Raw genomic sequence first — 26,086 nt, forward strand, 5'->3', positions numbered from 1 at the left:
CTGCCATATGACGACACTCACCCGCCCCACCGACACCCTGACCCGCGACGCCCTGACCGTCCTGCAGCCCGGCTTCGTCGGGACCAGCGCGCCGGACTGGCTGCTCCGCAGGATCGGTGAGGGCCTCGCATCGGTCGGCCTGTTCGGCCGCAACATCGCATCGCCCGAACAACTGGCCGCGCTGACGGCACAGTTGCGTGCCGAGCGCGACGACGTCCTGGTCGCCATCGACGAGGAGGGCGGTGACGTGACCCGCCTGGAGGTCCGCTCCGGCTCCTCCTTCCCGGGCAACCACGCGCTCGGCGCGGTCGACGACACGGCCCTGACCCGTGATGTGGCGGCCGAGCTGGGCCGCCGGCTCGCCGCGTGCGGCGTCAACCTCAACTGGGCGCCGTCCGCCGACGTCAACTCCAACCCGGACAACCCCGTCATCGGCGTACGGTCCTTCGGCGCGGACCCGCTCCTGGTGGCCCGGCACACCGCCGCGTACGTCGAGGGGCTGCAGTCCGCGGGCGTCGCCGCCTGCACCAAGCACTTCCCGGGGCACGGCGACACCGCGGTCGACTCGCACCATGACGTGCCGCGCATCGGGGTGGACCCCGAGGTGCTGCGGGCGCGTGACCTCGCGCCGTTCCGTGCCGCGATCGCCGCGGGCACGCGTGCGGTGATGAGCGCGCACATCCTGGTGCCGTCCCTGGACGCGGAGTACCCGGCGACGCTCTCGCGCCGCATCCTGACGGGCATCCTGCGCGAGGAACTCGGCTTCGACGGCCTCATCGTCACGGACGGCATGGAGATGCAGGCCATCTCCGCCACGTACGGCATCGAGCGCGGCAGCGTGCTCGCCATCGCCGCGGGCGCCGACGCGATCTGCGTGGGCGGCGGCCTCGCGGACGACGAGACGGTGCTGCGGCTGCGCGACGCGCTGGTCGGTGCCGTCCGCACGGGCGAGCTCTCCGAGGAGCGGCTCGCCGACGCGGCCACGCGCGTGCGGGCGCTGGCCCACTGGACCTCGATGCCGGGCGCGGCCGACCGTTCGGGGGGCGCGCCCGGCACCGAGATCGGCCTGGTCGCGGCCCGCCGCGCCCTGACGGTCACCCGGGGCGAGTCGTACGCCGCCCCGCTCACCGAGGCTCCGTACGTCGCCGCCCTCACGCCGATGGCCAACATCGCGGTGGGCGACGAGACCCCGTGGGGCGTGGCCGCGGAGCTGGAACGCCTGCTCCCCGGCACGGAGACGGGCAGCTTCACGGGAGCGGACGCGGGTGCGCTGGCGCTGGCCGAGGCGGGGGAGCGGCGGATCGTGGCCGTCGTCCGCGACGCCCACCGCCACGCGTGGATGACGGAGTCCCTGAACACGCTCCTGACCGCCCGCCCCGACACGATCGTGATCGAGATGGGCGTCCCCCAGGCACCCCCGACGGGCGCCCTGCACATCGCCACCCACGGAGCGGCAAGGGTCTGCGGCCTGGCGGCGGCAGAGGTGATGACGGGCGCGTAGGGGCGCGGCGAGCCCCGTCAGGGGCGCGGGGAACTGCGCGCCAAGCCCCCACGCACCCGCAAGTGAGACCGCAAGCAAATCTGGCCGCGACAAAAGGTGCCGGGGCGCCCCCAGCAGGGGGCGCCCCGGCACCTTCACACCCAAGGCCCAGGGGCCAGCTCAAAGCCCTTGCCAGGCCGGCTTCGCCGCGAACGTGGCCCGGAAGTACTCCCCGAGCTTCAGCTTGGACGCGGCGGCCTCGTCCACGACGACCGTCGCATGCCGGTGCAACTGCAGGGCCGAGGCCGGTACCACCGCGGCCACCGGCCCCTCCACCGTCGCGGCCACCGCATCGGCCTTGCCCTCACCCGTGGCGAGCAGCACCAGGTGCCGGGCCTCCAGGATCGTCCCGATGCCCTGCGTGATCACGTGATGCGGCACCTGCTCGATGTCTCCGTCGAAGAACCGCGCGTTGTCCACCCGGGTCTGCTCCGTCAGCGTCTTGATCCGCGTGCGCGAGGCGAGCGAGGAACACGGTTCGTTGAACCCGATGTGCCCGTCCGTGCCGATGCCGAGCAGCTGGAGGTCCACGCCGCCGGCCGCCGCGAGCTCCTGGTCGTACGCCTCGCAGGCCGCCTGCACGTCCTGCGCGCTGCCGTCGGGCCCCATGAAGGACTTCTCGCTGAGCCCCAGCGGCTCGACGACCTCACGCAGCACCACGGAGCGGTAGGACTCGGGGTGCCCGGCGGGCAGCCCCACGTACTCGTCGAGCTGGCAGATCCGCGCCCGTGACGCATCCACTTCGCCGGAGCCGACCTTGGCGGCCAGGGCTTCGTAGATGGGCAGCGGGGTGGATCCGGTGGCGACACCGAGCAGGGCGTCAGGCTTACGGCGCACCAAGGCGGCCATGGCCTCCGCGATGAGCTCGCCGCCTGCCTTGGCGTCCGGGACGATGACAACTTCCACGCTGGGCCTGCCGATCTGGAGAGGGGACTCACGGGTCTGGAGAGAGGACCCACGGGGGACTATGTGGTATAGACCAATCTAGCAGAGCTGGCCCGTCAGAGCCCAGGTTCCCGGGCTTCGGTTCCCGCGTTCCGCGCCCGGGATGCCCGCCCGCGTCACCCGCCCGCATTCCATGCTGGGCTCTCCAGTCCGCCCCCGCCCGTCGAGCAGGCCCCCGCGCGGCGGCTTCGCCCCCGCACGCCCCCGCACGCCCTCACACCCCCAGCGCCGAGCCTCCCGTCGCGTCGATGTACTGACCGGTGATCCATCGGGCGTCGTCCGAGGCGACGAAGGTGACGATGTCCGCCACGTCCGCGGGCCGGCCTATGCGGTCGAAGGTCGAGTAACCGGCCATGCCGGCGCGCTGCTGCTCGGGAATCCCGTCCATCATCTCCGTCTCGATGATCCCCGGCGCCACCGCGTTGACCGTGATTCCGCGCGGGCCCAGGTCCTGCGCCAGGGTGTGCGTCAGGACGTTCAGCGCGCCCTTCGTCATCGAGTACCCGATCGTGATGGGGAAGGCGATGCGGGTGACGCCCGAGGAGATGTTGATGATCCGGCCGCCGTCGCGCAGCCGGTCCAGGCCCTTCTGGATGATGAAGAACGGTGCCTTCACATTGACCGCGAACACCCGGTCGTAATCCGCTTCCTGAACCTCTCCCACCTGGCTGTAGAGCCCGATCCCCGCGTTGTTCACCAGGATGTCCAGGCCGTCGGCGTGCCGGTCGAACTCGGTCCACAGGGCGTCGGCGTCGCCGGGGACGCCCAGCTCCGTGCCGAAGGCGAAGGCGGAGCCCCCCTCGGCCTCGATCGTCGCGACCGTCTCCTTCGCCGCCGTCTCATTGCTGCCGTAATGCACGGCGACCCGCGCGCCGTCCCGCCCGAGCCGCTCGGCGATACCCCGCCCGATGCCGCGGCTGCCGCCCGTGACCAGTGCCGTCTTCCCCGCAAGCGTGCTCATGGAGCCGCCCCCTATTTCTCTAGTGGTCGCTACAGAAAGAACCGTAGCCGACCCTGGGACGTTTTTCTAGCGTCCGCTATACAATTCACTCCATGGCGACGAAACAGCGCGGGCGTCCCCGCTCCTTCGACCGGGAGACCGCACTGGAGCAGGCCCTGAGCACCTTCTGGGAGCAGGGATACGAGGCGACCTCGGTCACGGACCTCACCCGGGCCATGGGCATCGGCGCCCCCAGCATGTACGCGGCCTTCGGTGACAAGCGGTCACTGTTCGAGGAGGTCGTGGTCCTGTACGGGCAGACGCACGGCTCCATCGGCGAGCGCGCCTTCGCGCAGGCGTCGACCGTCCGTGACGGAGTCGCGCGGATGCTGCACGAAGCCGCGGTCAAGTACACGGAAGCCGGGCACCCCCGCGGCTGCCTCGTCATCTACGCCGCGACGAACTGCGCGACGCCGGAGGTCGAGGCCGGCCTGCGCGACCGGCGCAACGCCAACATCAAGGACATCGAGAGCCGTATCAGGGCGGCCGTCGCCACGGGCGAGCTCCCCCCGGAGACGGACGCCCCCGCCCTGGCGCGCTACACCGGCGCCGTGCTCCAGGGCATGTCCCAGCAGTCCCGCGACGGCGCGACCCGTCAGGAGCTGGAATCGGTCGCCGAGCTGGCCATGCGGGCGTGGCCCGGGGTATAAGTCCGCTGGGCGACAAATGAGAGAAGAGACAACAACAAACATCTGCCGACGCGTAGACACAGGTTAATGGTCTAGTCCACAATGCGTTGGTAAAGCATCCGCTCTTCCCGCACAGGAGAGCGGACCGAGGAACCGGCACTCTCTGCCCTGACCGTGTCGGATCCTCCGATCGGCCGTCCGGTACCGCACATTCCGGTGGTCGTGTTCCTGAAGGGCTGCGGTGCCGTGGGTGGGTTGAGGGTCCCGCCCTGGCGCCGCGGCTCGTCGGGAATCTCCCGGAGCGGACCCGCCGGACGTGCCAGGTACGCTCGCACACGTGCCCTCCATGAACGACCTCGTACGCCAGCACACCGCTCTCGGTGACTCCGATCTCGAGTGGCTCCATCTGCTGGTCTCGGAGTGGCAACTGCTCTCCGACCTCTCCTTCGCCGACCTCGTGCTGTGGGTTCCCACCCGCGACGGCACCCGCTACGTCTCCGTGGCGCAGATGCGGCCCAACACCGGCCCCACCTCCTACCAGGACGACATGGTCGGCCACCTCGTCCCACGAGGTCGCCGCCCGCTGCTCGACGCCGCCCTGGACGAGGGCCGCATCGTGCGCGAGGGCGACCCCGAGTGGCGCGAAGAGGTGCCGGTGCGGGTCGAGTCCATCCCCGTACGCAGGGAAGGGCGCGTCCTGGGTGTCATCGCGCGCAACACGAACCTGCTCACGGTGCGTACTCCCTCGCGCCTGGAGCTGACCTACCTCCAGTCGGCGTCCGACCTGGCCCAGATGATCGCCGCCGGGTCCTTCCCGTTCCCCGGCCAGCAGGTCGACATGGACGCCTCCCCGCGCGTGGGCGACGGTCTGCTCCGCCTCGACGCCGACGGCATCGTCCAGTACGCGTCGCCGAACGCACTCTCCGCCTACCACCGCCTCGGCCTCGCCGCCGACCTGGTCGGTCACCACCTCGGCACGGCGACCGCCGAACTCGCCCCGTCCCGCGGCCCGGTGGACGAGGCGCTCAGCAAGGTCGCCAGCGGCTGGGCGCCCCGCGAGTTCGAGATCGAGGGCGGCGACGGGGTGATCCAGCTCCGCGCGATCCCGCTCAAGCCGAAGGGCCCGCGCATCGGCTCGCTCGTACTCCTGCGCGACGTCACCGAACTGCGCCGTCGAGAGCGGGAGTTGATCACCAAGGACGCGACCATCCGGGAGATCCACCACCGGGTGAAGAACAACCTGCAGACGGTCGCCGCGCTCCTCCGTCTCCAGGCGCGCCGCATCGACTCCGCCACCGGCCGCGAGGCACTCGAAGAGGCCGTACGCCGCGTGGGCTCCATCGCCATCGTGCACGAGACGCTCTCCCAGAACCTGGACGAGCGCGTGGAGTTCGACGAGATCGCCGACCGCGTCCTCGCGATGGTGGCGGAGATCTCGCCCGGCAAGGTCACCGGCCGGCGCACCGGACGCTTCGGCATCCTGGACGCCGAGGTCGCGACCCCGCTCTCGATGGTCCTCACGGAAGTTCTGCAGAACGCCCTGGAACACGGCTTCCAGGAAGGCGACACCGGCACGGTCGAGGTCTCGGCCGTACGCGGCGGCACCAGCAAGGACGGCCGTCTCCTCATCACCGTCCAGGACGACGGCGTCGGTCTGCCCGACGGCTTCGACCCGCACCGCTCGGGCAATCTCGGCCTGCAGATCGTCCGCACCCTGGTGGAGGGCGAGATGGGCGGCACGTTCGACATGGTGCGGGCACCGGAGCGCGGCACGCAGGTCGTCCTCGACATCCCGGTGCGCGGCGACAAGTAGCGTGCGCCGTACGGCGATCGGAGCCGCGCGGCATACGCATACGCATACGGAAAGCAGTGAGCCCCGGACCGAACTGGTCCGGGGCTCACTGCTCACGTTGCGTTGCGCATCGGGGGTACTGCGCGGCTGCGGCTCGGGGGCGGGAGATGCGTACTCGCTGTACGCGCCGCCGGGCTCAGGCTCGTAGGGGGCGTGACCGTCAGGCGCTGGCCTGGCGTGCACGGTTGCGAGCGGCGCGGCGCTTCATTGCGCGGCGCTCGTCCTCGCTGAGGCCACCCCAGACGCCGGAGTCCTGGCCGGACTCGAGCGCCCACTGCAGGCACTGCTCCATGACGGGGCAGCGGCGGCAGACGGCCTTGGCTTCCTCGATCTGCAGCAGCGCAGGACCGGTGTTGCCGATGGGGAAGAAGAGCTCGGGGTCTTCCTCGCGGCAAACGGCGTTGTGACGCCAGTCCATGGCTGCTACCTCTCCTTGGTATTACATGCAGGTTGCTTGTGAATGTGAACGCTTTCACGAATCCCTCGACGACGGAAGGGACTTTCGTCACAAACGCGACGATGTCCTATGCGTTGAGGAGGGGGTTCTGGCTTTCTGTGGGGCCGATGTTGCGGGCCGTCCCGATCGCCATGTAGAGATTCGCAAACCTCGGCGGCGGATACAACCCCTTCCGGCAAGTTTTTTTTGATTCCTCAGTGTCGGCTGGGTCACAGCCGTACTTCCATGGGGTGGACCCTGGCCTAAACGTTCGAGTGAAAGGACTTTGGGCCCTTCTACTCACACAATCACACGCAGTGCACGGCGTACGCCTGTGAACGTCACGCTCGTCCGCAGCCCCAAGTGGTCACCGTCCATCTGAAGGGGGAGCGGCACCTTCGAATGCAAGGTGAAGTCGGTGAGGTCATGGAGCGTAACCGCGTGCTTGCCGTGGGGTCCGCGATCGGGCGTCGACGTCAGGAGCTGAGTCCCGTAACGGGCCACCGCGGTGGTGGAGAGCTTCTTCAGTCCGAGCACGTCCAGGCCCGTGTCGAAGGAGGCCTGCGGTGACGCGTACATCGGGCGATTGCCCAGGTAGGTGTAGGGAGAGGTGTTGCAGACTATGGAGAGCACGAGGTCGGTCACCGGGTCCTCGCCGGCCCGTTCCAGCGTGATCATTCCGTGCCTGCGGTGCGGCTCGTCGAGGAACTGACGGAACACCTGGCGCAAATACAGCGCATGGGTGGACCGCTTCCCGCGCTCCCTCTGCTGTTCGACTCGGCCCACCACTCCGGCGTCGAAACCGAATCCGGCGGCGAACGTGAACCAGCGGGCGGGGACGGCTTCGTCCTCGGTGCCGGGGGTGCCGGACACCTGTCCGAGGCTCACTGTGCGTTCGCTTCCCTCACGCAGCGCGTCCAGCAGCGCGCCGGTCGCCTCCACGGCGTCGTTGGGCAGACCGAGGGCGCGCGCGAAGACATTGGTGGAGCCGCCGGGCACGACCGCGAGGCGGGGCAGCCGCTCGGGGGCGGGTCCGTTGTGCAGCAGGCCGTTGACGACCTCGTTGACCGTGCCGTCCCCGCCGAGGGCGACGACCAGCTCGATGTCCTTGCTCTCCGCGGCCTGTCTGCCGAGGTCGCGGGCGTGGCCGCGGTACTCGGTGGTGACCGCCTCGAGTTTCATCTCGCTCGCCAGCGCGTGGATCAGTACGTCACGCGTGCGCGCGCTGGTGGTGGTTGCCGCTGGGTTGACCACAAGGAGTGCACGCATGCGAAGCAGAGTACCTAGCGGTCTTTACCCGGCCTAGACCGAGGGTGCGGACCGGGGCCCGGAGCGCGGACACGCACAGCTACCCTGCAAGGGTGAGTACTGAGCGGAAACCCACCCCCGAAGCCCCGGAATCAGGCCCGCGTCCCGGACGTCTGACGGCCGCCGCGGCCCTTGCCGCGCTGGAGGGCGTCGCACTCATCGCCGCCGGTGTCTACATGCTCGTGATGGGCCTCGCGGGTGACCCCGACAACCCGGAACAGGCCACGACGGGCGGCGTCACGCTGATCGTCCTCGCGCTCCTGCCCCTGCTCGCCGCCCGCGGTCTGCTCCTGCGCCGCGGCTGGAGCCGGGGGCCCGCCATCATCACGCAGATCATGGCGCTTCCGGTGGCCTGGCAGCTGCTGCAGGCCGACAGCATGGCCATCCCGGCGGGCATCGCGCTCGCGGTGGTCGCGGTGGCCGCGCTCGTCCTGCTGGTCAATCCCGCCACGACCGAGGCCCTCGGCATCAGGGGCCCGGGGAACGTACAGGACGACGTGAAGTAGCCGTCCCGTACGAGACGTCCCGAAGGAGCAGACCCGGAGGGGCGGCCTGCTCCTTCGTCACTCCTCGACGAGGAGCTTCTCGCGCAGCTGCGCGAGTGTGCGGGCGAGGAGCCGGGAGACGTGCATCTGGGAGATGCCGACTTCCTGTGCGATCTGCGACTGCGTCATGTTGCCGAAGAACCGCAGCAGCAGGATGCGCTTCTCGCGCGGTGGGAGGTCTTCCAGGAGCGGCTTGAGCGACTCCCTGTACTCGACGCCCTCCAGGGCCTCGTCCTCCGAGCCCAGGGTGTCCGCGACCGCCGGGGACTCGTCGTCCGTGTCCGGGACGTCCAGGGACAGCGTGGAGTACGCGTTGGCCGACTCCAGGCCCTCCAGGACCTCCTCTTCGGAGATGGCCAGCTTCTGGGCGAGCTCGTGCACCGTGGGCGAGCGGCCGTGCAGCTGGGACAGCTCGGCGGTCGCCGTGGTCAGGGCGAGCCTGAGCTCCTGGAGGCGCCGCGGGACGCGGACCGCCCAGCCCTTGTCGCGGAAGTGGCGCTTGATCTCGCCGACGACCGTGGGTGTCGCGTACGTGGAGAACTCCACGCCGCGCTCCGGGTCGAAGCGGTCAACCGACTTGATCAGGCCGATGGTGGCGACCTGCGTCAGGTCGTCAAGGGGCTCGCCGCGGTTGCGGAAGCGGCGGGCCAGGTGCTCGACGAGCGGCAGGTGCATGCGGACCAGCTTGTTGCGCAGCTCCGCGTACTCGGGGCTGCCGCCCTCCAGCTCGCGCAGCTCGATGAACATCGCGCGTGCACCGCTGCGGTCCTGCGGATTGTGCCGGGTGTGCTGCTGCTCACCGTGTTCGCTCATGTATCCCGCCCGTTGCGCGCCGCCCCGGGCGGAGGGCTTGGCGCGCTCCTCCTGGGCGGTCGGCTCTGCCTGCTCCGACGCATCAGCCACAGTCGACGGACCCGGCTGCTCCGAGTCCTCCGGGTGCGGCCTGGCCTGCTGCTCGGGGATGCCCGTGAGGGCCGGCTCCACCGGAGCCTCGCGCCCCCGCGTCGGTGTACCTCCCCGACCACCGGGCAGACCTCGTGTGCCGCGCTCTTCCTCCCGCACCGGCCCCTCCCCGTCCCTCACGCCGGCCCGGGTCCCGCGCCGCGCTTCTTGTAGAGGCTGATCGAGACGGTGTTGTCCTCGGCCACGGTGGAGTCGACCTGACCCGCGAGGGCGGACAGCACAGTCCAGGCGAAGGTGTCCCGCTCCGGGGCCCGGCCGTCGGTGGTCGGCGCCGAGACGGTCACCTCCAGGGAGTCGTCGACGAGGCGGAAGACGCAGCTGAGCACCGAACCGGGCACGGCCTGCTGGAGCAGGATCGCGCAGGCCTCGTCGACCGCGATGCGGAGGTCCTCGATCTCGTCGAGAGTGAAGTCCAAACGCGCCGCGAGGCCGGCCGTGGCCGTACGCAGCACCGACAGGTAGGCACCCGCAGCCGGAAGGCGGACCTCGACGAAGTCCTGATTTCCGGGCTCGCCTGCGATCTGGGACACCCTCACCTCCAAGGTGGTACAAGCACTTTCGGGGCTCCAGGTCCGCCGTCCAGCGGCGGTCCGGACTGCGTCACACGGGTAACGCACCACGTAGTTATGCGGTGACGCTACCGCGCTCCCCAGTTCCGTGTCCCGGGGACCCCGCTCCGTTGCTGTCACTCATAGTAAGCCTAAGGGTACGGAGAGTGGCTAGGGGTCTCACGGTCCCAATTGGAGAGTACGGGCGTCGGGTTGACGTACCCAGGCCTCAGACGATCGAACCGTCCACGAAGCACCAACGCCAGCTCTCGCCCGGTTCGAAGGTCCTCATGACCGCGTGTCCGGTGTCCTTGAAGTGGGCCGTCGCGTGCCGGAAGGGCGAGGAGTCGCAGCAGCCCACATGCCCGCAGTCCAGGCAGAGCCGCAGTTGCACCGGGTGACTGCCGACCGCGAGGCACTCCGTGCAGGTTTCGCTCAGCGGCGCGGGCTCGGGGTCAGGCAGCGCTGCGACATGCGGGCACTCGTTCATGATTGCCAGGTTACGACGGGAACGCGCGGCGCGGAGGACCTGACCGATGGACGTATTGCCCCTGGTGGCGCTGATCGCGGCGAGTGCCGCGGTGGCCGGAGCCGCTCGCTGGACGCCGGTGCCCGCACCGCTGCTGCTCGTCGCGGTGGGGCTCGTCGCCGCGTACGTGCCCGGGGTCCCGGACTACCACCTGGACCCGCACATCGTGCTGCCGCTGATCCTGCCGCCCCTGCTGCACACCGCGGCCCTGGAGAGCTCGTACCTCGATCTGCGCGCCAACATCAGACCCGTGGCGCTGCTGTCGGTCGGGTACACGCTGTTCGCCACCGTCGCCGTCGGCTGGCTCGCCTATCTGCTGATCCCCGATCTGCCGCTGACCGCGGCGCTGGTGCTCGGCGCGGTGATCGCGCCGCCGGACGCGGTGGCGGCCACGGCCATCGCGCGGAAGGTGGGGCTGCCGCCGCGGATCACCACGATCCTGCAGGGCGAGTCGCTGGTGAACGACGCGACGGCGATCACCGCCTACAAGGTCGCCCTGGCGGCGGCGGTCGGCGAGGGCGCGAGCTGGGCGGGCGGGATCTGGGAGTTCCTGGTGGCCGCGGTCGGCGGGGTCGGCGTCGGACTGGTCCTCATGGTGCCGCTCCACTGGCTGCGCCGGCACCTGAAGGAGGCGATGCTGCAGAACACCCTCTCCTTGCTGATCCCCTTCGTCGCGTACGCGGCCGCCGAGCAGGTCGGTGCCTCCGGAGTGCTGGCCGTGGTCGTCGTCGCCCTCTTCCTGGGGCACCGCGCCTGGGAGGTCGACTTCGAGACGCGGCTCCAGGAGGCCGCCGTGTGGAAGGTGGTCGCGTTCATCCTGGAGTCGGCGGTCTTCGCGCTCATCGGCCTCCAGCTGCCGCTCGTGATCGAGGGGCTCGGCGAGTACAGCGGCATGCAGGCGGCCGGGTACGCCCTGGGGGTCTTCTTCTTCGTGGTGCTCGCGCGCTTCGTGTGGTCGTACCCGGCCACCTACCTGCCGCGGATCCTGTCGACGCGCATCAAGGAGCGCGAGAGCGACATGGACTGGCGGCGGCCGCTGATCGTCAGCTGGGCCGGGATGCGCGGCGTGGTGTCGCTGGCGATCGCCTTCTCGATCCCGCTCGTCATGGACGACGGGGAGCCCTTCCCCGCGCGCAACCTGGTCCTGTTCCTGACCTTCACCACGGTGATCGGCACGTTGGTCGTGCAGGGGCTCTCGCTGCCGTGGCTGATCCGGGTCCTGAAGCTGCCGGGGCGTGACACCCAGGCGGAGACGCTCGCGGAGGCGCAGGCGCAGAACGCCGCCTCGCAGGCCGCGGAGCGCCGGGTGGACGAACTCATGGAGGACGAGCGCAATCGCCTCCCGCAGCCCCTCCAGGACCGCCTGCGCACGGTCCTGGAGCGGCGGCGCAACTCCGTGTGGGAGCGGCTCGGTCAGGCCAACCCGGTGACGGGGGAATCCGTGGACGACACCTACCGCAGGCTCGCCCGGGAGGCGATCGCCGCGGAGCGCGAGGTGTTCGTGACGATGCGGGACGAGCGCCGCATCGACGACGAGATGATGCGGACGCTGCTGCGGAAGCTGGACCTGGAGGAGGCGGCGGCCTATCGGGAGGTCGAGGACTGAGCCGGCGGGGCCGCCGGGTCCACGGCGGTGATCACCGCCGTGACCTCGGTGCCGGGGGGAAACCCGCCCTCTTCGGAGAGGGCCGTCAGCGCGTAGAGGAGCTTGGCCACGTAGACGCGCTCCACGGGGAGGCCGTGCCGGTCCTCGAAGTCGTTTGCGAACGCGGTGAGTTCAGGAGGCGTGCGGGCGTAGCCGCCGAAGTGGAAGCGCTCGTCCAGGTGCCAGTTGGCCGTGGGGGCGCCGAAGGCCCGCTGTTGCAGCGCCTGTATCTCGGGGCCGAGGAAGCCGCCCTTGAGCACGGGTATGCCCAGTGCGTGCTGGCCCGGGGCCAGGCCCGCGGCCATTCCGGCGAGGGTGCCGCCGGTGCCGCAGGCCACGGCCGCCGTGTGGGTGCGGCCGCGCAGTTCCTGGCCCAGGGCCGTGCAGCCCTGTACGGCCAGGGAGTTGCTGCCCCCTTCGGGGATGACGTAGGGGTTTTCGGCGCCGGTCGCGCGCAGGAGGGCGGCCAGGACCTCCGGGTCGGTCTTCCTGCGGTACGTCGAGCGGTCGATGAAGTGCAGGCGCATTCCGTCGGCCGCGCATTGCGTCAGCGACGGGTTCAGGGGGCGCTCGGCCAGTTCGTCGCCGCGGACGACGCCGATGGTGTCCATGCCGAGGAGGCGGCCCGCCGCGGCGGTCGCCCTGAGGTGGTTGGAGTAGGCGCCGCCGAAGGTCAGCAGGGCCTCGTGGCCCGCTGCGACGGCGGCGTCCAGGTTCAGTGAGAGCTTGCGGTACTTGTTGCCCGGCAGGTCCGGGTGGATCAGGTCGTCCCGCTTGAGGGTGAGGGTGACGCCGTGCCGCGCGAACCGGTCGTCCCGGAGCTCTTGGAGCGGGGACGGGAGCCGGGGGCGCGGGGTGGTCGGCGGGGTGGTGCTCACCCCGCCATTCTGCCCGGCACCGGGCCGGCGGGCACGGCCGCGATCTGCCGGCCCGAGGGCGCTCCTGGCCGGGGCGGGCCTGGCCAGGGCGTGCTCGACCGAGGCGTCCTAGACCGAGGCGTGCTCGACCGGGGCTGTCACCGGTCTACTTGAGGCGTTCTTCGATGCGCTCCCGCATGGTCTTCATGGTGAAGCCGCGGGGATCCACCTTGCCCGGCTGCCATTCCAGGTGGCCGATGACCGAGCGCTGGGTCCAGCCGTGGTGGCGGCAGATGGCCGCCGAGACCCGTTCGATCGCGTCCAGCTGTGCGTCGGGCCAGGGGTCGTCGCCGTCGCCGAGGTTCTCGCACTCGAAGCCGTAGAAGTAGCGGTTTCCGTCGGTGTTCGCCTCGTTGTCCGGCGGGAGCGCCTTCTCGGCGATGACCGCGCGCAGGACGTCGTCGTCGCCCATGCCCGCGTGGTTGGCGCGGCCGTACCCGACGAGGTGGACGCGGCCGTCCTTGGTGATGACGCCGTGACAGAGCGGGCCGGGCAGTGAGGGATGCCCCTTGCGGCAGAGCTCCACCGTCCGCTCGCTGCCGGATGTGACCGTGTGGTGGATCATCACGCCGTGCACGGGCCCCCACGGCCCCTTGTGGTTGCGGTTGTGGTGACGCCAGTCGCCGACTTCGACGACCGTCACCCCTTCGTCCTTGAGCGCGTCGAGGAAACTGCTCGCGGACATGGGTGGGGCCATGGCCGACTCCTTTGCGGAGCACGACGGCCGCCGGCCGCGAACCGTCTTGTAAGCCCGCTTCTACCCGAACCACGGTGCCCGGACCAGCCGTTCGGATGCATTCCGTGGCTGTTCGGGCACCGTGCGAGCCGATCTGGTCAGCCGCGGTGGTCGCTGCTGTGCAGGAACGCGTCGCCGTTCGTCGCGATGTGCGCCTCGAGCGCCTGCAGGGCCTGCTGGGTGGCCTGGGGGGTTCCCGTGCCGTGCTGCTGCGCGTAGTACGCCGCGCCCAGCTTCTTCAGGAGATCGCCGCCCGTGCGCTGTGCCTGGACCTCGTCGATCTTCTGCTTGCCCTGCGTGAGTCCGCGCTGCGCCTGTTCCTTGGCGCGATCCAGGAAGCCTGCCATTGCCGTCTCCTACGGATTGGTGCGGATTGGTGCATATCGGTGCAGAGAGTACCGGTCGTTGTGTCCTGTTCAACGGCTGCACGGATCTTGGAGTTCCCCACCGCGGGAGCCCCCGTTCCTGGTACGCGGGTGAGTTCCCCGTCTCGCGTGATCCATTCCCCCTCGTTTGTGTAATGGCGCGGGCACTCACCGTGCTGGAAGGGTTGACGACGCAGATCAGTGCTTGATCGGGAGGGCATAGCCAATGTCGGTAGGCGAAGAGGTCCGTGCGGAAGAGTCCAGGCCGCAGCAGAGTTTGGGTACGTCGGCCGCACGGAATCTGGCCACCACCACCAAGTCCGCGCCGCAGATGCAGGAGATCAGCTCCCGCTGGCTCCTGCGGACGCTGCCGTGGGTGCAGGTGCAGGGGGGTACGTATCGAGTGAACCGGAGGTTGAGTTACTCGGTCGGCGACGGACGGGTGACGTTCGTGAAGACCGGGGACCGGGTGCAGGTCATCCCGGCGGAGCTCGGCGAGCTGCCGGTCCTGCGGGACTACGAGGACATCGAGGTCCTGGGGGAGCTGGCCCAGCGCTGCCAGCAGCGGGAGTTCGCCGCGGGCTCGGTCATCACCTCCTTCGGCAGCCAGGCCGACGAGGTGTTCCTGCTCGCGCACGGCAGGGTCGAGAAGATCGGCACCGGTCCGTACGGCGACGACACGGTGCTCGCGTCGCTCGCCGACGGCTCCTACTTCGGCGAGCAGGCCCTGCTCGACCCGGAGGCCATCTGGGAGTACACGACGCGGGCGGTGACCGCGTGCACCGTGCTCACGCTGCCCCGCCAGGACCTGGAGCAGGTCGCGGAGCGCGCGGACTCGCTGCGCGAGCATCTTCAGCGGCTGCGGTCCGTCCCGGCCCAGCGGACGAACAACTTCGGCGAGGCGCCCATCGACCTCTCCTCCGGGCACGTCGGCGAAGCGGTCCTGCCGGGCACCTACGTCGACTACGAATCGGCGCCGCGCGAGTACGAACTGAGCGTCGCGCAGACCGTTCTGCGCATCCACACGCGCGTGGCCGACCTCTACAACCAGCCGATGAACCAGACCGAGCAGCAGCTGCGGCTGACGGTCGAGGCGCTCAAGGAGCGCCAGGAGCACGAGCTGATCAACAACCGCGAGTTCGGGCTGCTCAACAACTGCGAGTACGAACAGCGGCTTCAGCCGCACGACGGCGTGCCGAGCCCGGACGACATGGACGAGCTGCTCAGCCGCAGGCGGGGATCGAAGCTCTTCCTGGCCCACCCGCGGGCGATCTCCGCGTTCGGCCGCGAGCTCAACAGCCGCGGTCTCGTGCCGGAGACCATCGACATGGGGGGCCACCGCATCCCCACCTGGCGCGGGGTGCCGATCTTCCCGTGCAACAAGATCCCGGTCACCGAGGCCCGCACCACCTCGATCATCTGCATGCGTACGGGCGAGGAGGAGCAGGGCGTCGTCGGCCTGCACCAGACCGGCATCCCGGACGAGATCGAGCCGAGCCTGTCCGTGCGCTTCATGGGCATCAGCGAGCAGGCGATCATCTCGTACCTGGTGTCGACCTACTACTCCGCGGCGGTGCTCGTGCCGGACGCGCTGGGCGTCCTGGAGAACGTCGAGATCGGCCGCTGGCGGTGAGGCCGTGTCTGTGGACGCGCTCCCGGGTACACCCCTTCCGTACGCGCCCACAGGCCCAGGAAACGCCACCGTCCGCATCCTCCCCGGGGTGAGTCCATGACGGACACGACGACGGACATGACGGAGATGGGGTACGAAGCGTCCGAAGCGGCGGAGATCCTGGCGTCGGCGCGGCTTCGCGTCGACCCGGAGCTGCGCCGGGCGATCGACTCGCTGCCCGGAGCGATGCGCCGTATCGCGCTCTACCACTTCGGTTGGGAACACGCGGACGGCACACCGGCGGCCGGGCACGCGGGCAAGGCGATCAGGCCCGCGCTCGTGCTCGCCGCGGTGCGGGCGCTCGGCGGGGACCAGGCCATGGCCGTCCGGGCGGCGGCAGCGGTGGAGCTGACGCACAACTTCACCCTGCTGCACGACGACGTCATCGACCACGACACCACCCGCAGGAACCGGCCCACCGCATGGACCGTGTTCGGCGAAGCCGACGCGGTTCTGGCCGGTGACGCGCTCCAGGCACTGGCGCAGCGGCTGCTCGCCGAGGACCCGCACCCCGGGGCCTCGGCGGCGGCCGCCCGGCTCGCCGCCTGCGTGGTGGAGCTCTGCGCGGGCCAGCACGCGGACTGCGCGCTGGAACGGCGCGGCCCGGACGAGGTCACGCTCGACGAGTGCCTCGCCATGGCCGAGGCCAAGACGGGGGCACTGCTGGGCTGCGCCTGTGCGCTGGGCGCGTTGTACGCGGGGGCGGGGCACGGCGTGGTGGAGGCGCTGGACGGGTTCGGCCGTGAGGCGGGGCTCGCCTTCCAGCTCATCGACGACGTGATCGGCATCTGGGGCGACCCGGGGCACACCGGCAAGCCGGCCCGTGCCGATCTGGCGGCCCGCAAGAAGTCCCTTCCGGTGGTCGCGGCGCTGGCCTCCGGCACCCCGGCCGGCGCCGAGCTGGCCGAGCTGTACGGACGGCCCTCGCGCGGCGCCGAGCGGGACGGCGACCTGGAGCGCATGGCGCACGCCGTCGAGGCGGCGGGCGGCAGGGACTGGGCGCTGCTGCACGCGGCCGACCGGATGTCCCTCGCGATCAACCAGCTGGCCCGCGCGGTGCCGGTCCCGGAGGAGGCGGGCGGCCTGCTGGCGCTCGCGGAGTTCGTGACGCGGCGTACGCACTGAACGTATGCGCTGAACGTACGCACTGAACGTGCGCGACTGAACGTGCGCGACTGAACGTGCGCACTGAACGTGCGCACTGAACGTGCGCACTGAACGTGCGCACTGAACGTGCGCACTGAACGTGCGCACTGAACGTGCGCACTGAACGTGCGCGACTGAACGTACGCGACTGAACGTACGTCCGTCGGGTCGGTCTCCTCTCTCGGTCCCGCGCCCCCTCTCTCGGTCCCGCACCTCGTCTCCCAGCCCCGCACCCCGCCGAGATCCGGTCAGGGTGCGGGGCTCGCCCGTATGTCACGACGCGATCGCCTAGGCTGCAACGGAAGCAACCGGTGGGGCAGTACACGCAGTTGAGCGTGGTCGAGTGGCAAAGGGGCGGGCTGTGGGCGTAGTCATCCGGAGGGCCGGGGCGAGCGACAGATCGGACGTGGTCCGGTTGCTCGACGAGGCGTTCCGGGACGATCCGGTGAGCAGCTGGGTCTTCCCCGACGAGGAGCACCGCCGCCGCAGGCACGGCGCTCTGATGGGCGCCTTCCTCGATCTCGCGCTGAGCCAGGGCCACGTCGACATCGCGGACGACGGCGCGGCCGTCGCCCTGTGGTGGTCCGTCCCCGCGGGTGAGCAGGAGGGCGAGGAGGAGGGGCCCGCGCAGCTCCGCGAGGCCGTCGACCCGCAGAACGCGCGGGTGGAGGAGATCGGCAGGCTGACCGGCGAGGCGCACCCGACCGACCGGGCCCACCAGTATCTGCACATGATCGGCGTGAGCCCCGAGCGACAGGGCGAGGGGATCGGCTCCGCCCTGATCGGCGCGGTTCTCGAACGGTGCGACCGGGAGGGCCTGCACGCCTATCTGGAGGCGAGCAACAGCCGCAGCCGCGAGCTGTACACCCGGCTCGGATTCCATTTCACTGGAAAGTCCATCGACCTGCCGGACGGCCCGTCCCTGTGGCCCATGTGGCGGGAGCCCCTGCCTTTCGCCGCGGGTGGTCACGACAGCGGCATATTCGCATAAAGTCGTTGCAGCAGCGTTGTGTTGTCCGTGGACACACCGAAGGGGGGCGAGCCACATGTCCCGCGAACTGTCCGGTGAATTGACCCGTGAAGCGTCCGGTGAAACGTCCCGCGACCGACTTCTGGCGGAAGCGTTCGTGGAGGTGGCCAACTCCTTGACCGAGGATTTCGACGTCGTCGCATTTCTCCAGAGCCTGGCCGTGCGCTGCGTGGAGCTGCTGGGCGCCTCGGCGGCCGGCGTCCTGCTGGCGGACCCCGAGGGCGAGTTGCGGCTCATCGCCGCGTCCGGGGAGCACGCCTGGGTGCTCGACCTGTTCGCCCTCCAGCAGGAAGAGGGCCCGTGCCTGGACTGCTTCCGCTCCGGCACGGCGTACACGAACATCGCACTCGGCGGCCTGGAAGCGACCACCACCTGGCCGCAGTTCGCCGGGCGCGCCCGGGAGACCGGCTACGAGATGACGCAGGTCCTGCCCCTGCGGCGGGGCGAGCAGGTCCTCGGCGCGCTGAATCTGTTCCAGGTGCAGCCGAGGGTCCTCGGTCCCGACGAGATCGCGCTCGCGCAGGCTCTCGCGGACGTCGCCACCATCGCGATACTGCAGCGGCGTTCCCTGGAGCAGAGCGAGGCGGAGCGCGGCCAGTTGCAGGAGGCGCTCACCAGCAGGATCGCCATCGAGCAGGCGAAGGGCGTGCTCGCCGAGCGCTGGAAGTGCACGGTCGACGAGGCCTTCGCGGCGCTGCGGCGGCATGCGCGGGCCAACCGGCTGCGGCTCTCGGAGTGCGCGCGGCAGGTGGTGGAGGGAGAGCTCGACACCGAGGGAATTCGCCGCGTGTGACGCGGCGGCCCCGCCCCCGAGACCCCCGGCGCGGCCGTCCCCGCCAGATCGTCCAGGGCCGTGGCGGCCACCGTCTCGGACGTACCGCAGGAAGCGCCGACATCCGGCCCGGCAGCTGGACTTTCCGGCCCGTCCCGGCCGCCATATTCTGGACGTATGGGCAGCGATGGGAGCCGGTCCGGCCCCCGCCCGCAGAGCGAGCCGGTGTGCGCGAGCTGCGGACGGCCTGTCGGTACGGCCATCAAGCGGCGCAAGGTGCTCGGGGTGTTCGTCCCTGTGTGGGGCCCCGGCCCGTGCCACAACCCGCGGTGCGCCGCGTGCGTCGACGAACGCGACGCACGCGACGAGCGCCACGAGCGCGGGGAACCTGAACCGGTCGAGGCCGAAGCCGAGGTCGAGCCCGCACCCGCGCGCTCCGACGACGACTGAGGCGACGGCCGAGGCCCGATGAGCGAGGCGGCGCGCTCCCGCACACGTCCATTGTTCTACTAAAATGCGAACAATGGAGGTTTTCATGACGGCCATGGTGCGGATCGACGCGACCTCGGCGGTGCCCCTCGCCGACCAGATCGCCGCGTGCGCGCGCCGTGCCGTTGCCGACGGCTCCGTGCGGCCGGGTGAGCGGCTGCCCGCCGCCCGGCTGCTGGCCGACTCCCTCGGGGTCAACGTCCATACGGTGCTGCGTGGTTACCAGCGGCTGCGCGCGGAAGGGCTGATCGAGCTCCGGCGGGGGCGCGGCGCGACCGTCGTGGACGGCGCCGTGGTGCGGGCGCGGGCCCAACTGGGGGAGCGGGTGCGGGTGTTCGTCGCCGAAGCGCTGGAGCTCGGGCTCTCGGCGGACGAGGTGCGCTCCCTGGTGGACACGGCACTGAGGGGGTGAGCGCGATGCGTACGGAGACACCCTGGGGGCCGTGGGAACCGGACTCGCCCGCCGAAGTCGCCGCTCGCTTGGCAGAGTTGCGCGTCCCGTGGTGGATCGCCGGCGGGTACGCGGTGGAGCTGGCCGTCGGCCACGCCTTCCGGGAGCACGCGGACATCGACGTGGCTCTGCTGCGGCGCGATCAGCTCGCCGTGCAGGAGGCGTTGCCGTCGTGGGAGTGGTGGGCCGCCGATCCGCCGGGGACGTTGCGGCGGTGGCTGCCGGGGGAGGTGCTGCCGGCCGGCGTGCACGACATCTGGTGCAGGCCCGGCGGCGGGGAGCCGTGGCGGATTCAGTTCATGCTGGAGGAGGCCGACGGCCCCGTCTGGGTGTCGCGCCGCGACCGGCGGGTGCGACGGCCCGTCGAGGAGATCGGCCCGGTCGGCGCGGACGGCATCCCCCGCCTGGCACCGGAGATCCAGCTCCTCTACAAGGGCAAGTCGCCCCACCCCAAGGACGAGCGGGACTTCGACGCGCTCCTGCCCGTACTGTCCCCGTCCCAACGGGCTTGGCTGGCATGGGCTGTTGAGATCGCGTACGGACCGCACCCCTGGGTCGCCCGGCTGCGGGCCTGACGCGGGCGGGAGGGTATGGTCCGACGGTTCCGGTACGTGGGTCGCCTGGGGAGGGGACGGACCGATGGGGCTGCGGGGGACGACCCGGTGGGGCGTCGCGGGTCTGGTGGCTGTGATGCTCGCGGGATGCGGGTCCGCTGCGTCCGGGGGAGGCCCGGGTGAACCCGGTGTGCCCTCCGTGAAGACGGAGAAGGACCTCCCTGAGCTGCCTTTCGACCGCTACGGGTTCAGCGCGCGCGACACCCGGCGCCACACGGAGGCGCAGGCACACATGACGCGGGACTGCATGCGCAGGCTCGGCTTCGAGGACTTCCCCCTCCATCCGAAGACGCCGGAGTACAGAGAGGCCGCGCCGCTGATCGCGGTGGCGATGGCGTCGTATCCGTACGGACCGCTCGATCTCGACAGCGCCCGCCGCTGGGGCTACGGCTGGGACCCGGACCGGTCACCGGCCGATGCCGCGCGGCCCGAGGGCCGCGTCATGACGGACGCCGAGTACGACGCGCTGAACGGAGGGGGCCGGGGGTCCGCCGGAGGCGGGGACTGCGGGAGCAGCGGCGCCGATCGCCTCGTCGCAGGCGTGCGGGACAAGACGCGGATGTGGACGTACGTCTCCCGGCGGAGCGAGATCGTGGACAAGGCCGTCGCCAAGGACCGGCGGGTGCGCAAGGCACTCGCCACCTGGTCCCGGTGCATGGGGAACAAGGGCGTCAAGCGCTACAAGACCCCGGCCCACGCCTTCCAGGACAAGGCGTGGGGCCGCGGGAACGACGAAGGCGGCAACACCGGCCGTACGAAGAAGGAGCTGGCCACGGCGACCGCCGACGTCGAGTGCAAGCGGGAGCACAACACGGCCGGTGTGTGGTGGGCGGTGCGCGAGGAGAAGCAGCGCGCCGACGTGACCCGCCACAAGGACGCGTACGAGGCGGTGCGCGCCGACCAGGACCGGGTGCGGGCCAATGCGGAGCGGGTGCTCGGCGACCGGTAGGGCACCTCGGCGGCACGCGCGGCAGGGGACATCTGCATCATGGGCGCATGGACATGACCGAGCTTGCCGAGGACCTCCGATGACGGAAGCACCCCGCGTCCGCCGCGCCCGCCCCGCCGACCTCCCCCGCGTCGTGGAACTCGTCGCCGAGCACGCCGCCTACGAGAAGGGCGCGCCGCCCGCCCCCGGCCTGGACCGGCGGCTCGACACGCTCCTCTTCGGGGTGCCGGACCCGCGCCTGCGCTGCCTGGTGGCCGAGCTGCCCGGCGGCGACGTCGTCGGCTACGCCACGTGCGCGCCGGAGATCTCCACCTGGGACGGCGCCGAGTACCTCCACATGGACTGCCTCTTCCTGCGCGACGGACACCGGGGCCTGGGCCTCGGCGAGCTCCTGACGGACGCGGTGGCGGCAGAGGCCCGCTCCCTTGGCATCACCGAGGTCCAGTGGCAGACGCCCGCCTGGAACGAGGGCGCCGTCCGCTTCTACGGCCGGATCGGCGCCGAGGCCAAGGAGAAGCTGCGCTTCGCCTGGCAGGTGCCGCCGCTGCCGTTCGACGCCGTGCTGTCCGACCTCGACGGAGTGATCCGCTTCTACGACATGTCGGAGATCGAGGCGATGGAGCGTGCCGCCGGTCTCCCCCAGGGCAGCACCGCCGAGGTCGCCTTCGCGCCCGAGACGGATCAGCCGCTGATGCTCGGCAACATCGGCAAGGAGGAGTGGGTGGAGGCCATCGCACGCGGCCTCGCCGACCGGGTGCCCTACGAGCGCGGACGCGCCCTGGGCACCGCGGTCGCCGAGGCCGGGTTCTCCGCCGACGCCGCCGTCGTGGACCTGCTCAGGCGGGCCCGCGCGCACCTGCACGTGGGCCTCGTGACGAACGCGACGCCCTGGCTCGACGAGGACCTGGCGCGGCTCGGCATCGCGGACCTCGCGCACACCGTGGTCAGCAGCGCGGGCGTCGGCATCGTCAAGCCGGACCGCCGCATCTACGAGATCGCCGTGGAGCGGGCGGGGGTCCCCGCCGAGCGCTGCCTGTTCGTGGACGACCGCAAGGAGAACGTGGACGCGGCGGTCGCGCTCGGCATGGTGGGGCTCCACTACACCGGACCCGACGATCTACGGAAGGCGCTGGCCCCGGTGCTCGGCCACAGCTGACGGCCGGCACCGGCCCGCGTCTCCCGCCCGCCTCACCGCACCGTCCACCGCCCGCCCAGCATCAGCTCCCGCCCCTCCAGCTCGTCGGCCTCGCGCCAGGCCTGGATCCGCTGCGGGGTGATGCGGAAGTAGGTGTACAGGGTGGTGAGCCTGCTCGGGTCGAAGCCCGTCTTGGTGGCGAAGTCCGCGCGGTCCTCGGCGGTCAACTCGTCCTCGCCGAGCGGGCGCACGGCCCCCTCGATGAGGACGAGGTCGCGGGTGGGCCCGACGCCGACCCGCGCCTTGCCGGACGCCCGGAGATTGCGGCCCGTGACGCTGGCGTCCGGAGTGGCCACCAGCAGGCTCTCGCCGTCCCAGAGGAAGGACAGCGGGATCAGGTACGGGGTCCCGCTCTCCGCGTCCGCCGTCGCCACCCACGCGTCGATGTCGTGGGTGAGGCGGTGCAGCGCGTCCCGCTTGCGCTGCTCGGGCGCGCGGGGACCGGTCGTCCGCGTGCTCATGAGCTGCGCCGGTTCGAGGTGCGGGCGGCCGGTATGGCGTACGCGTTCATTACTGTTCTCCTCCAAGTGCACTGGATCGGTGCGTCACTTCTACGACGGATCGCGACGGGGGAACGTGACAGATGGACCATAACGAGGCGGCGGTCGACCATGGCGAGGCAGCGGTGAACCGGAGCGAAGCGCTGGCGGCCCGTTTCGAGGAGCACCGGCCGCATCTGAAGGCCGTCGCCTATCGCATGCTCGGTTCGCTCAGCGAGTCCGATGACGCGGTCCAGGAGTCCTGGATACGGCTCAGCCGCGCCGACACCGGTGAGGTGGCGAACCTGGGGGGCTGGCTGACGACCGTCGTCGGCCGGATCTGCCTCGACATGCTGCGTACGCGGCAGTCGCGGCGCGAGGAGTCCCTGTCGCTCTCGCTGGACACGCATGTGCCCGATCCCGTGGTGAGTTGGGGCGACGTGGTCGACCCCGAGCAGGAGGTGCTGCTCGCGGACTCGGTCGGCCTCGCGCTGCTCGTCGTCCTGGAGACGCTGGCGCCCGCCGAGCGGCTCGCCTTCGTGCTGCACGACATGTTCGCCGTGCCCTTCGACGAGGTCGCCCCCATCGTGGAGCGCACCCCGGCCGCGACCCGCCAGCTGGCGAGCCGTGCCCGTCGCCGGGTACAGGGCTCGGCGCCCACGCCCGACAACGACCCGGTGCGCCAGCGCGAGGTGGTCGGCGCCTTCCTCGCCGCCGCGCGGGGCGGCGACTTCGACGCGCTGCTCGAACTGCTCGACCCGGATGTGGTGCTGCGGGCCGACACCGGCGAACTGGCCTCCGGACTCTCGAAGTTGGTGCGCGGCGCGAAGGTGGTCGCCGGGCAGGCCGCGATGTTCGCCGAGGGAGCGCCGCGTACCGAGTTCGCGATGGTCAACGGCCGGCTCGGCCTGGTCGGGGTACCGGGCGACGAGGTGTTCTCGGTCATGGAGTTCACGCTCTCGGACGGCAGGATCGTCGAGCTCAACATCCTCGTCGACCCCGCCCGCGTGCGCGCCCTCGGCCTTCCGGCGTTCCGCGCCTGACCCGCGTTCCGCGTATGACCCGCGCTCCTCGCGCTCGGCCGGCTCAGCGCCTGACACCCGCCACCTCCCGCAGGTACTCCTTGCGGCAGAGCGGATTGCGGTCGGTGCGCGGCCGGTCCGGGACCTCGCCCCGGACCGGCTGGTAGCGCTCGAAGGCGGACTCGAGCTCGCCCTCGCCGCGCGTCAGCGAGGGCAGCAGCTGCTCCAGCTCGTGCACGCGGGCGGCGGGGATCTCTCCCTCGACGACGTACGAGGCTCCGCGCGCCGTCTGGGTGTGCGGGACCGCCCGCAGCCGTGAGAGCGCGGGCAGGAGCTGCCCGAACACGTCCTCGGGGACGCCGAGCCGGAAGCGGTGCAGCGGCTCGCGCACCTCGGTGCCGGCCCGCCGCAGCGCGCTCAGCAGGACCAGCGGCGTCAGCTGCCGGAAGTCACCGGCCGTGCTCGACATGCTCTTGTCGAAGGTGCCGTGCGCGTGGCTCTGCCGGGGCCAGTAGCCGGAGTGCGTCATCGTGACGACACAGTCGCCGACCTCCCAGCCGTGAACCCCCTGGAGCAGCGTCTCGCGCACGGTCTCCTCGACGGCGCGGAAGAACGCGTACGGCATCGAACCGAGCTCGATCTCCAGCCGGAACTCCACGCCGGAGTCCGGCGGTCCGGGGTCGACGCGCAGACCGACGGTGGCCAGGAACGGGTTGGAGTCCGTGCCGATGATCTCGTACGCGGACCCGCTCCCGGTCACGCGCTCCACGCAGACGGTCGTGGTCTCACGGAACGTGACGTCGATTCCGTACGCGTCGAGGAGGGTCGCCTGGATGACCTCCTTCTGCACCTCGCCGTACAGCGACACGTACACCTCCTGGCGGAGATCGTCCTGCCGCAGATTGATCAGCGGGTCCTGCTCGGCGAGCTGGGCGAGCGCGAGATGCAGGGCGCCCCTGTCGCCGGGGCTGGCGGGGACGACGACGGTCTCCAGGGTGGGCGGCGAGAAGTGATGCCGACCGCCTCCGCCCCTTCGCCCCGCCGCGGGCCCCGCGCCCACGACATCGCCGATCCGGATGTCGCCGAGCCCCCACAGCTTCCCGATCTGTCCCGCGCACACCCCCTCGCGCGGGGCCGCCGACCCGCGGTCGAAGACGCCGACCGCGGTGACCTTGCCCTCGCGACCGCCGCCGAACGGCAGCCGGTCCCGGGTGCGGACCGTCCCCGCGAACATCCGGACGTACGCGACCTTCTCACCGGCGTCCCCGCGCTCGACCTTGAACACGGTGCCGGACACGGGTGCGTCCGCGAGCGGGCCGCCGTCCTCGGAGGGCAGCAAATCCCGGATGCCCGCCATGAGTTCGGCGACGCCCGCGCCGGTGGCCGCCGAGCCGAAGAACACCGGGTGCACCAGGGCCCGTCCGGTCTGCGCGGCGAGTTCCGTGCGGAGCCGCTCGGAGGAGAGGCCCGCCTCGTCGTCGACGTACGCGGAGAGCAGGGCGTCGTCGTGCGCGGCGAGCGCGTCGACGAGGCGGTCGGTGAAGGCCGGATCGTCGGCGCCGAAGGGGACGAAGCCCGCGTCGCGGCCGCCGAGAGCGTGGACCGTCCCCATGGGCACGATGTCCGGCACGAGCCGCTGAGCGATGTCGCGCAGCAGCTCCTCGTGGCGCGCGCCGCGTCGGTCGATCTTGTTCACGAAGACGAGCGTGGGAATGCGCAGCCGCCGCAGCGTCCGCATGAGCACGCGGGTCTGCGCCTGGACGCCCTCGACGGCGGAGACGACGAGTACGGCGCCGTCGAGCACGCTCAGCACCCGCTCCACCTCGGCGATGAAGTCCGGGTGGCCGGGGGTGTCGATGAGATTGACGGTGACGTCGTCGACGGCGAAGGAGACCACGGCGGATTTGATCGTGATCCCGCGCTGCCGCTCCAGGGCCAGCGAATCGGTCTGGGTGCTTCCCGCATCGACGCGACCGATCTCGTCGATGACACCGGCGGCGTGCAGCAGCCGCTCGGTCAGGCTGGTCTTCCCGGCGTCAACATGCGCCAGGATTCCCAGGTTCAGGGTGGTGGACGTGCTCGACGTATGCACGGAGTGTCATGTCCTCTGGGTCGATGGCGATTCCCTTCTGGCTGGACATGAACAAACGGCGCATTGCGTCTCCTTGACGGGTCGAGGCGTACGGCAAGTGCAGCAGGGGGCGGCCCGGGGCGGCAACCGATTAATGGGGCGGCGCGACGGAAGGGGCGGCGATGAGCCGGCATCCTCACCGGCTGCCCGGCCTGGGGCGTGGCGACGGCGATCGGCC

General features: G+C 71.0%; 27 protein-coding genes. 15 read left to right on the forward strand and 12 right to left on the reverse strand.

The window, feature by feature from the left end; translation table 11 throughout:
• Positions 1-7: 7 nt before the first annotated feature.
• A complete protein-coding gene (locus tag ACZ6ZP_RS27620; RefSeq protein ID WP_469408757.1) occupies positions 8-1,501 on the forward strand; it encodes a glycoside hydrolase family 3 protein in 1,494 nt (497 codons plus the stop codon).
• A 159-nt stretch (positions 1,502-1,660) separates the two neighbouring features.
• Here the strand turns inward: ACZ6ZP_RS27620 and nagB are convergent, their stop codons facing one another.
• Both nagB and ACZ6ZP_RS27630 read right to left on the reverse strand, forming a co-directional pair.
• Complete coding sequence (gene nagB, locus ACZ6ZP_RS27625; RefSeq protein ID WP_351163690.1) at positions 1,661-2,446, reverse strand: glucosamine-6-phosphate deaminase; 786 nt, start codon at positions 2,444-2,446, stop codon at positions 1,661-1,663.
• A 253-nt stretch (positions 2,447-2,699) separates the two neighbouring features.
• Positions 2,700-3,446 carry an SDR family oxidoreductase gene (locus ACZ6ZP_RS27630; protein ID WP_351163692.1) on the reverse strand — a complete coding sequence of 249 codons (747 nt, stop codon included), beginning with the start codon at positions 3,444-3,446 and terminating at the stop codon, positions 2,700-2,702.
• A gap of 92 nt (positions 3,447-3,538) precedes the next feature.
• On the opposite strand from ACZ6ZP_RS27630, the gene ACZ6ZP_RS27635 reads away from it, so the two are divergent.
• Positions 3,539-4,135, forward strand: coding sequence for a TetR/AcrR family transcriptional regulator (locus ACZ6ZP_RS27635; protein ID WP_469408759.1), 597 nt, complete (start codon positions 3,539-3,541; stop codon positions 4,133-4,135).
• A gap of 325 nt (positions 4,136-4,460) precedes the next feature.
• Positions 4,461-5,927, forward strand: a complete 1,467-nt coding sequence (locus tag ACZ6ZP_RS27640) for a sensor histidine kinase (RefSeq protein WP_361464533.1) — start codon at positions 4,461-4,463, stop codon at positions 5,925-5,927.
• 199 nt (positions 5,928-6,126) lie between these two features.
• Here ACZ6ZP_RS27640 and ACZ6ZP_RS27645 read toward each other — a convergent pair whose 3' ends face one another.
• Both ACZ6ZP_RS27645 and ACZ6ZP_RS27650 read right to left on the reverse strand, forming a co-directional pair.
• Positions 6,127-6,384, reverse strand: a complete 258-nt coding sequence (locus ACZ6ZP_RS27645) for a WhiB family transcriptional regulator (RefSeq protein ID WP_016639615.1) — start codon at positions 6,382-6,384, stop codon at positions 6,127-6,129.
• Between the two features lie 318 nt (positions 6,385-6,702).
• Positions 6,703-7,671 (reverse strand): diacylglycerol/lipid kinase family protein, encoded by a 969-nt coding sequence (locus ACZ6ZP_RS27650; RefSeq protein ID WP_361464334.1) that lies wholly within the window; start codon positions 7,669-7,671, stop codon positions 6,703-6,705.
• A 92-nt stretch (positions 7,672-7,763) separates the two neighbouring features.
• Between ACZ6ZP_RS27650 and ACZ6ZP_RS27655 the strand changes: the two genes are divergently transcribed.
• A complete protein-coding gene (locus ACZ6ZP_RS27655) occupies positions 7,764-8,216 on the forward strand; it encodes a hypothetical protein (protein ID WP_469408760.1) in 453 nt (150 codons plus the stop codon).
• A 57-nt stretch (positions 8,217-8,273) separates the two neighbouring features.
• Here ACZ6ZP_RS27655 and ACZ6ZP_RS27660 read toward each other — a convergent pair whose 3' ends face one another.
• From ACZ6ZP_RS27660 to ACZ6ZP_RS27670, 3 genes are all read right to left on the reverse strand, one after another.
• Complete coding sequence (locus tag ACZ6ZP_RS27660) at positions 8,274-9,338, reverse strand: RNA polymerase sigma factor SigF (protein ID WP_351163701.1); 1,065 nt, start codon at positions 9,336-9,338, stop codon at positions 8,274-8,276.
• Positions 9,335-9,748, reverse strand: coding sequence for an ATP-binding protein (locus ACZ6ZP_RS27665; RefSeq protein ID WP_030780840.1), 414 nt, complete (start codon positions 9,746-9,748; stop codon positions 9,335-9,337). The genes ACZ6ZP_RS27660 and ACZ6ZP_RS27665 overlap by 4 nt, the downstream gene beginning before the upstream one ends.
• Before the next feature lie 247 nt (positions 9,749-9,995).
• Positions 9,996-10,256, reverse strand: coding sequence for a UBP-type zinc finger domain-containing protein (locus tag ACZ6ZP_RS27670; protein ID WP_351163704.1), 261 nt, complete (start codon positions 10,254-10,256; stop codon positions 9,996-9,998).
• A gap of 46 nt (positions 10,257-10,302) precedes the next feature.
• Here ACZ6ZP_RS27670 and ACZ6ZP_RS27675 point away from each other — a divergent pair, with 46 nt between their 5' ends.
• Positions 10,303-11,901, forward strand: a complete 1,599-nt coding sequence (locus ACZ6ZP_RS27675) for a Na+/H+ antiporter (protein WP_351163707.1) — start codon at positions 10,303-10,305, stop codon at positions 11,899-11,901.
• Here the strand turns inward: ACZ6ZP_RS27675 and ACZ6ZP_RS27680 are convergent.
• From ACZ6ZP_RS27680 to ACZ6ZP_RS27690, 3 genes are all read right to left on the reverse strand, one after another.
• Positions 11,880-12,818: a 1-aminocyclopropane-1-carboxylate deaminase/D-cysteine desulfhydrase gene (locus tag ACZ6ZP_RS27680; protein ID WP_361464326.1), complete on the reverse strand. Its 939-nt coding sequence runs from the start codon at positions 12,816-12,818 to the stop codon at positions 11,880-11,882. The genes ACZ6ZP_RS27675 and ACZ6ZP_RS27680 overlap by 22 nt on opposite strands.
• 145 nt (positions 12,819-12,963) lie before the next feature.
• Positions 12,964-13,554 (reverse strand): N-acetylmuramoyl-L-alanine amidase, encoded by a 591-nt coding sequence (locus tag ACZ6ZP_RS27685; RefSeq protein WP_351163711.1) that lies wholly within the window; start codon positions 13,552-13,554, stop codon positions 12,964-12,966.
• A 137-nt stretch (positions 13,555-13,691) separates the two neighbouring features.
• Positions 13,692-13,940 carry a hypothetical protein gene (locus ACZ6ZP_RS27690; RefSeq protein ID WP_351163713.1) on the reverse strand — a complete coding sequence of 83 codons (249 nt, stop codon included), beginning with the start codon at positions 13,938-13,940 and terminating at the stop codon, positions 13,692-13,694.
• A gap of 244 nt (positions 13,941-14,184) precedes the next feature.
• Here ACZ6ZP_RS27690 and ACZ6ZP_RS27695 point away from each other — a divergent pair, with 244 nt between their 5' ends.
• From ACZ6ZP_RS27695 to ACZ6ZP_RS27735, 9 genes are all read left to right on the forward strand, one after another.
• Positions 14,185-15,591: a family 2B encapsulin nanocompartment shell protein gene (locus ACZ6ZP_RS27695; protein ID WP_351163715.1), complete on the forward strand. Its 1,407-nt coding sequence runs from the start codon at positions 14,185-14,187 to the stop codon at positions 15,589-15,591.
• 96 nt (positions 15,592-15,687) lie between these two features.
• Positions 15,688-16,755 (forward strand): family 2 encapsulin nanocompartment cargo protein polyprenyl transferase, encoded by a 1,068-nt coding sequence (locus ACZ6ZP_RS27700; protein WP_468614130.1) that lies wholly within the window; start codon positions 15,688-15,690, stop codon positions 16,753-16,755.
• A gap of 382 nt (positions 16,756-17,137) precedes the next feature.
• Positions 17,138-17,767 carry a GNAT family N-acetyltransferase gene (locus ACZ6ZP_RS27705; RefSeq protein ID WP_469408762.1) on the forward strand — a complete coding sequence of 210 codons (630 nt, stop codon included), beginning with the start codon at positions 17,138-17,140 and terminating at the stop codon, positions 17,765-17,767.
• 55 nt (positions 17,768-17,822) lie between these two features.
• Complete coding sequence (locus ACZ6ZP_RS27710; RefSeq protein WP_399979246.1) at positions 17,823-18,599, forward strand: ANTAR domain-containing protein; 777 nt, start codon at positions 17,823-17,825, stop codon at positions 18,597-18,599.
• A 156-nt stretch (positions 18,600-18,755) separates the two neighbouring features.
• Positions 18,756-19,028 carry a hypothetical protein gene (locus tag ACZ6ZP_RS27715; RefSeq protein WP_399979249.1) on the forward strand — a complete coding sequence of 91 codons (273 nt, stop codon included), beginning with the start codon at positions 18,756-18,758 and terminating at the stop codon, positions 19,026-19,028.
• A gap of 73 nt (positions 19,029-19,101) precedes the next feature.
• Positions 19,102-19,479 (forward strand): GntR family transcriptional regulator, encoded by a 378-nt coding sequence (locus tag ACZ6ZP_RS27720; protein WP_351163724.1) that lies wholly within the window; start codon positions 19,102-19,104, stop codon positions 19,477-19,479.
• A gap of 5 nt (positions 19,480-19,484) precedes the next feature.
• Entirely contained in the window at positions 19,485-20,093 is a 609-nt protein-coding gene (locus ACZ6ZP_RS27725; RefSeq protein ID WP_469408764.1) for a nucleotidyltransferase domain-containing protein, read from the forward strand.
• 178 nt (positions 20,094-20,271) lie between these two features.
• Complete coding sequence (locus ACZ6ZP_RS27730) at positions 20,272-21,081, forward strand: hypothetical protein (protein WP_469408766.1); 810 nt, start codon at positions 20,272-20,274, stop codon at positions 21,079-21,081.
• 79 nt (positions 21,082-21,160) lie between these two features.
• Complete coding sequence (locus ACZ6ZP_RS27735) at positions 21,161-22,237, forward strand: HAD-IA family hydrolase (protein ID WP_351163732.1); 1,077 nt, start codon at positions 21,161-21,163, stop codon at positions 22,235-22,237.
• Between the two features lie 32 nt (positions 22,238-22,269).
• On the opposite strand, the gene ACZ6ZP_RS27740 is transcribed toward ACZ6ZP_RS27735, so the two are convergent.
• Positions 22,270-22,737, reverse strand: coding sequence for a pyridoxamine 5'-phosphate oxidase family protein (locus ACZ6ZP_RS27740; protein WP_351163734.1), 468 nt, complete (start codon positions 22,735-22,737; stop codon positions 22,270-22,272).
• Positions 22,738-22,859: 122 nt separating this feature from the next.
• Between ACZ6ZP_RS27740 and ACZ6ZP_RS27745 the strand changes: the two genes are divergently transcribed.
• Positions 22,860-23,798, forward strand: coding sequence for a sigma-70 family RNA polymerase sigma factor (locus ACZ6ZP_RS27745; protein ID WP_399979262.1), 939 nt, complete (start codon positions 22,860-22,862; stop codon positions 23,796-23,798).
• A 43-nt stretch (positions 23,799-23,841) separates the two neighbouring features.
• Here ACZ6ZP_RS27745 and ACZ6ZP_RS27750 read toward each other — a convergent pair whose 3' ends face one another.
• Positions 23,842-25,869 (reverse strand): GTP-binding protein, encoded by a 2,028-nt coding sequence (locus ACZ6ZP_RS27750; protein WP_469408769.1) that lies wholly within the window; start codon positions 25,867-25,869, stop codon positions 23,842-23,844.
• Positions 25,870-26,086 lie beyond the last annotated feature (217 nt).

This window comes from Streptomyces sp. NPDC054047 (assembly GCF_055585065.1).

Excerpts from the sequence above, each read along its gene's own strand:
- ACZ6ZP_RS27620 (WP_469408757.1), top strand. The coding sequence starts at position 8 with ATGACGACACTCACCCGCCCCACCGACACCCTGACCCGCGACGCCCTG.
- ACZ6ZP_RS27630 (WP_351163692.1), bottom strand. The coding sequence starts at position 3,446 with ATGAGCACGCTTGCGGGGAAGACGGCACTGGTCACGGGCGGCAGCCGC.
- ACZ6ZP_RS27635 (WP_469408759.1), top strand. The coding sequence starts at position 3,539 with ATGGCGACGAAACAGCGCGGGCGTCCCCGCTCCTTCGACCGGGAGACC.
- ACZ6ZP_RS27640 (WP_361464533.1), top strand. The coding sequence starts at position 4,461 with ATGAACGACCTCGTACGCCAGCACACCGCTCTCGGTGACTCCGATCTC.
- ACZ6ZP_RS27645 (WP_016639615.1), bottom strand. The coding sequence starts at position 6,384 with ATGGACTGGCGTCACAACGCCGTTTGCCGCGAGGAAGACCCCGAGCTC.
- ACZ6ZP_RS27650 (WP_361464334.1), bottom strand. The coding sequence starts at position 7,671 with ATGCGTGCACTCCTTGTGGTCAACCCAGCGGCAACCACCACCAGCGCG.
- ACZ6ZP_RS27670 (WP_351163704.1), bottom strand. The coding sequence starts at position 10,256 with ATGAACGAGTGCCCGCATGTCGCAGCGCTGCCTGACCCCGAGCCCGCG.
- ACZ6ZP_RS27675 (WP_351163707.1), top strand. The coding sequence starts at position 10,303 with ATGGACGTATTGCCCCTGGTGGCGCTGATCGCGGCGAGTGCCGCGGTG.
- ACZ6ZP_RS27685 (WP_351163711.1), bottom strand. The coding sequence starts at position 13,554 with ATGGCCCCACCCATGTCCGCGAGCAGTTTCCTCGACGCGCTCAAGGAC.
- ACZ6ZP_RS27690 (WP_351163713.1), bottom strand. The coding sequence starts at position 13,940 with ATGGCAGGCTTCCTGGATCGCGCCAAGGAACAGGCGCAGCGCGGACTC.
- ACZ6ZP_RS27695 (WP_351163715.1), top strand. The coding sequence starts at position 14,185 with ATGTCGGTAGGCGAAGAGGTCCGTGCGGAAGAGTCCAGGCCGCAGCAG.
- ACZ6ZP_RS27700 (WP_468614130.1), top strand. The coding sequence starts at position 15,688 with ATGACGGACACGACGACGGACATGACGGAGATGGGGTACGAAGCGTCC.
- ACZ6ZP_RS27710 (WP_399979246.1), top strand. The coding sequence starts at position 17,823 with ATGTCCCGCGAACTGTCCGGTGAATTGACCCGTGAAGCGTCCGGTGAA.
- ACZ6ZP_RS27715 (WP_399979249.1), top strand. The coding sequence starts at position 18,756 with ATGGGCAGCGATGGGAGCCGGTCCGGCCCCCGCCCGCAGAGCGAGCCG.
- ACZ6ZP_RS27720 (WP_351163724.1), top strand. The coding sequence starts at position 19,102 with ATGGAGGTTTTCATGACGGCCATGGTGCGGATCGACGCGACCTCGGCG.
- ACZ6ZP_RS27725 (WP_469408764.1), top strand. The coding sequence starts at position 19,485 with ATGCGTACGGAGACACCCTGGGGGCCGTGGGAACCGGACTCGCCCGCC.
- ACZ6ZP_RS27735 (WP_351163732.1), top strand. The coding sequence starts at position 21,161 with ATGACGGAAGCACCCCGCGTCCGCCGCGCCCGCCCCGCCGACCTCCCC.
- ACZ6ZP_RS27740 (WP_351163734.1), bottom strand. The coding sequence starts at position 22,737 with ATGAGCACGCGGACGACCGGTCCCCGCGCGCCCGAGCAGCGCAAGCGG.
- ACZ6ZP_RS27745 (WP_399979262.1), top strand. The coding sequence starts at position 22,860 with ATGGACCATAACGAGGCGGCGGTCGACCATGGCGAGGCAGCGGTGAAC.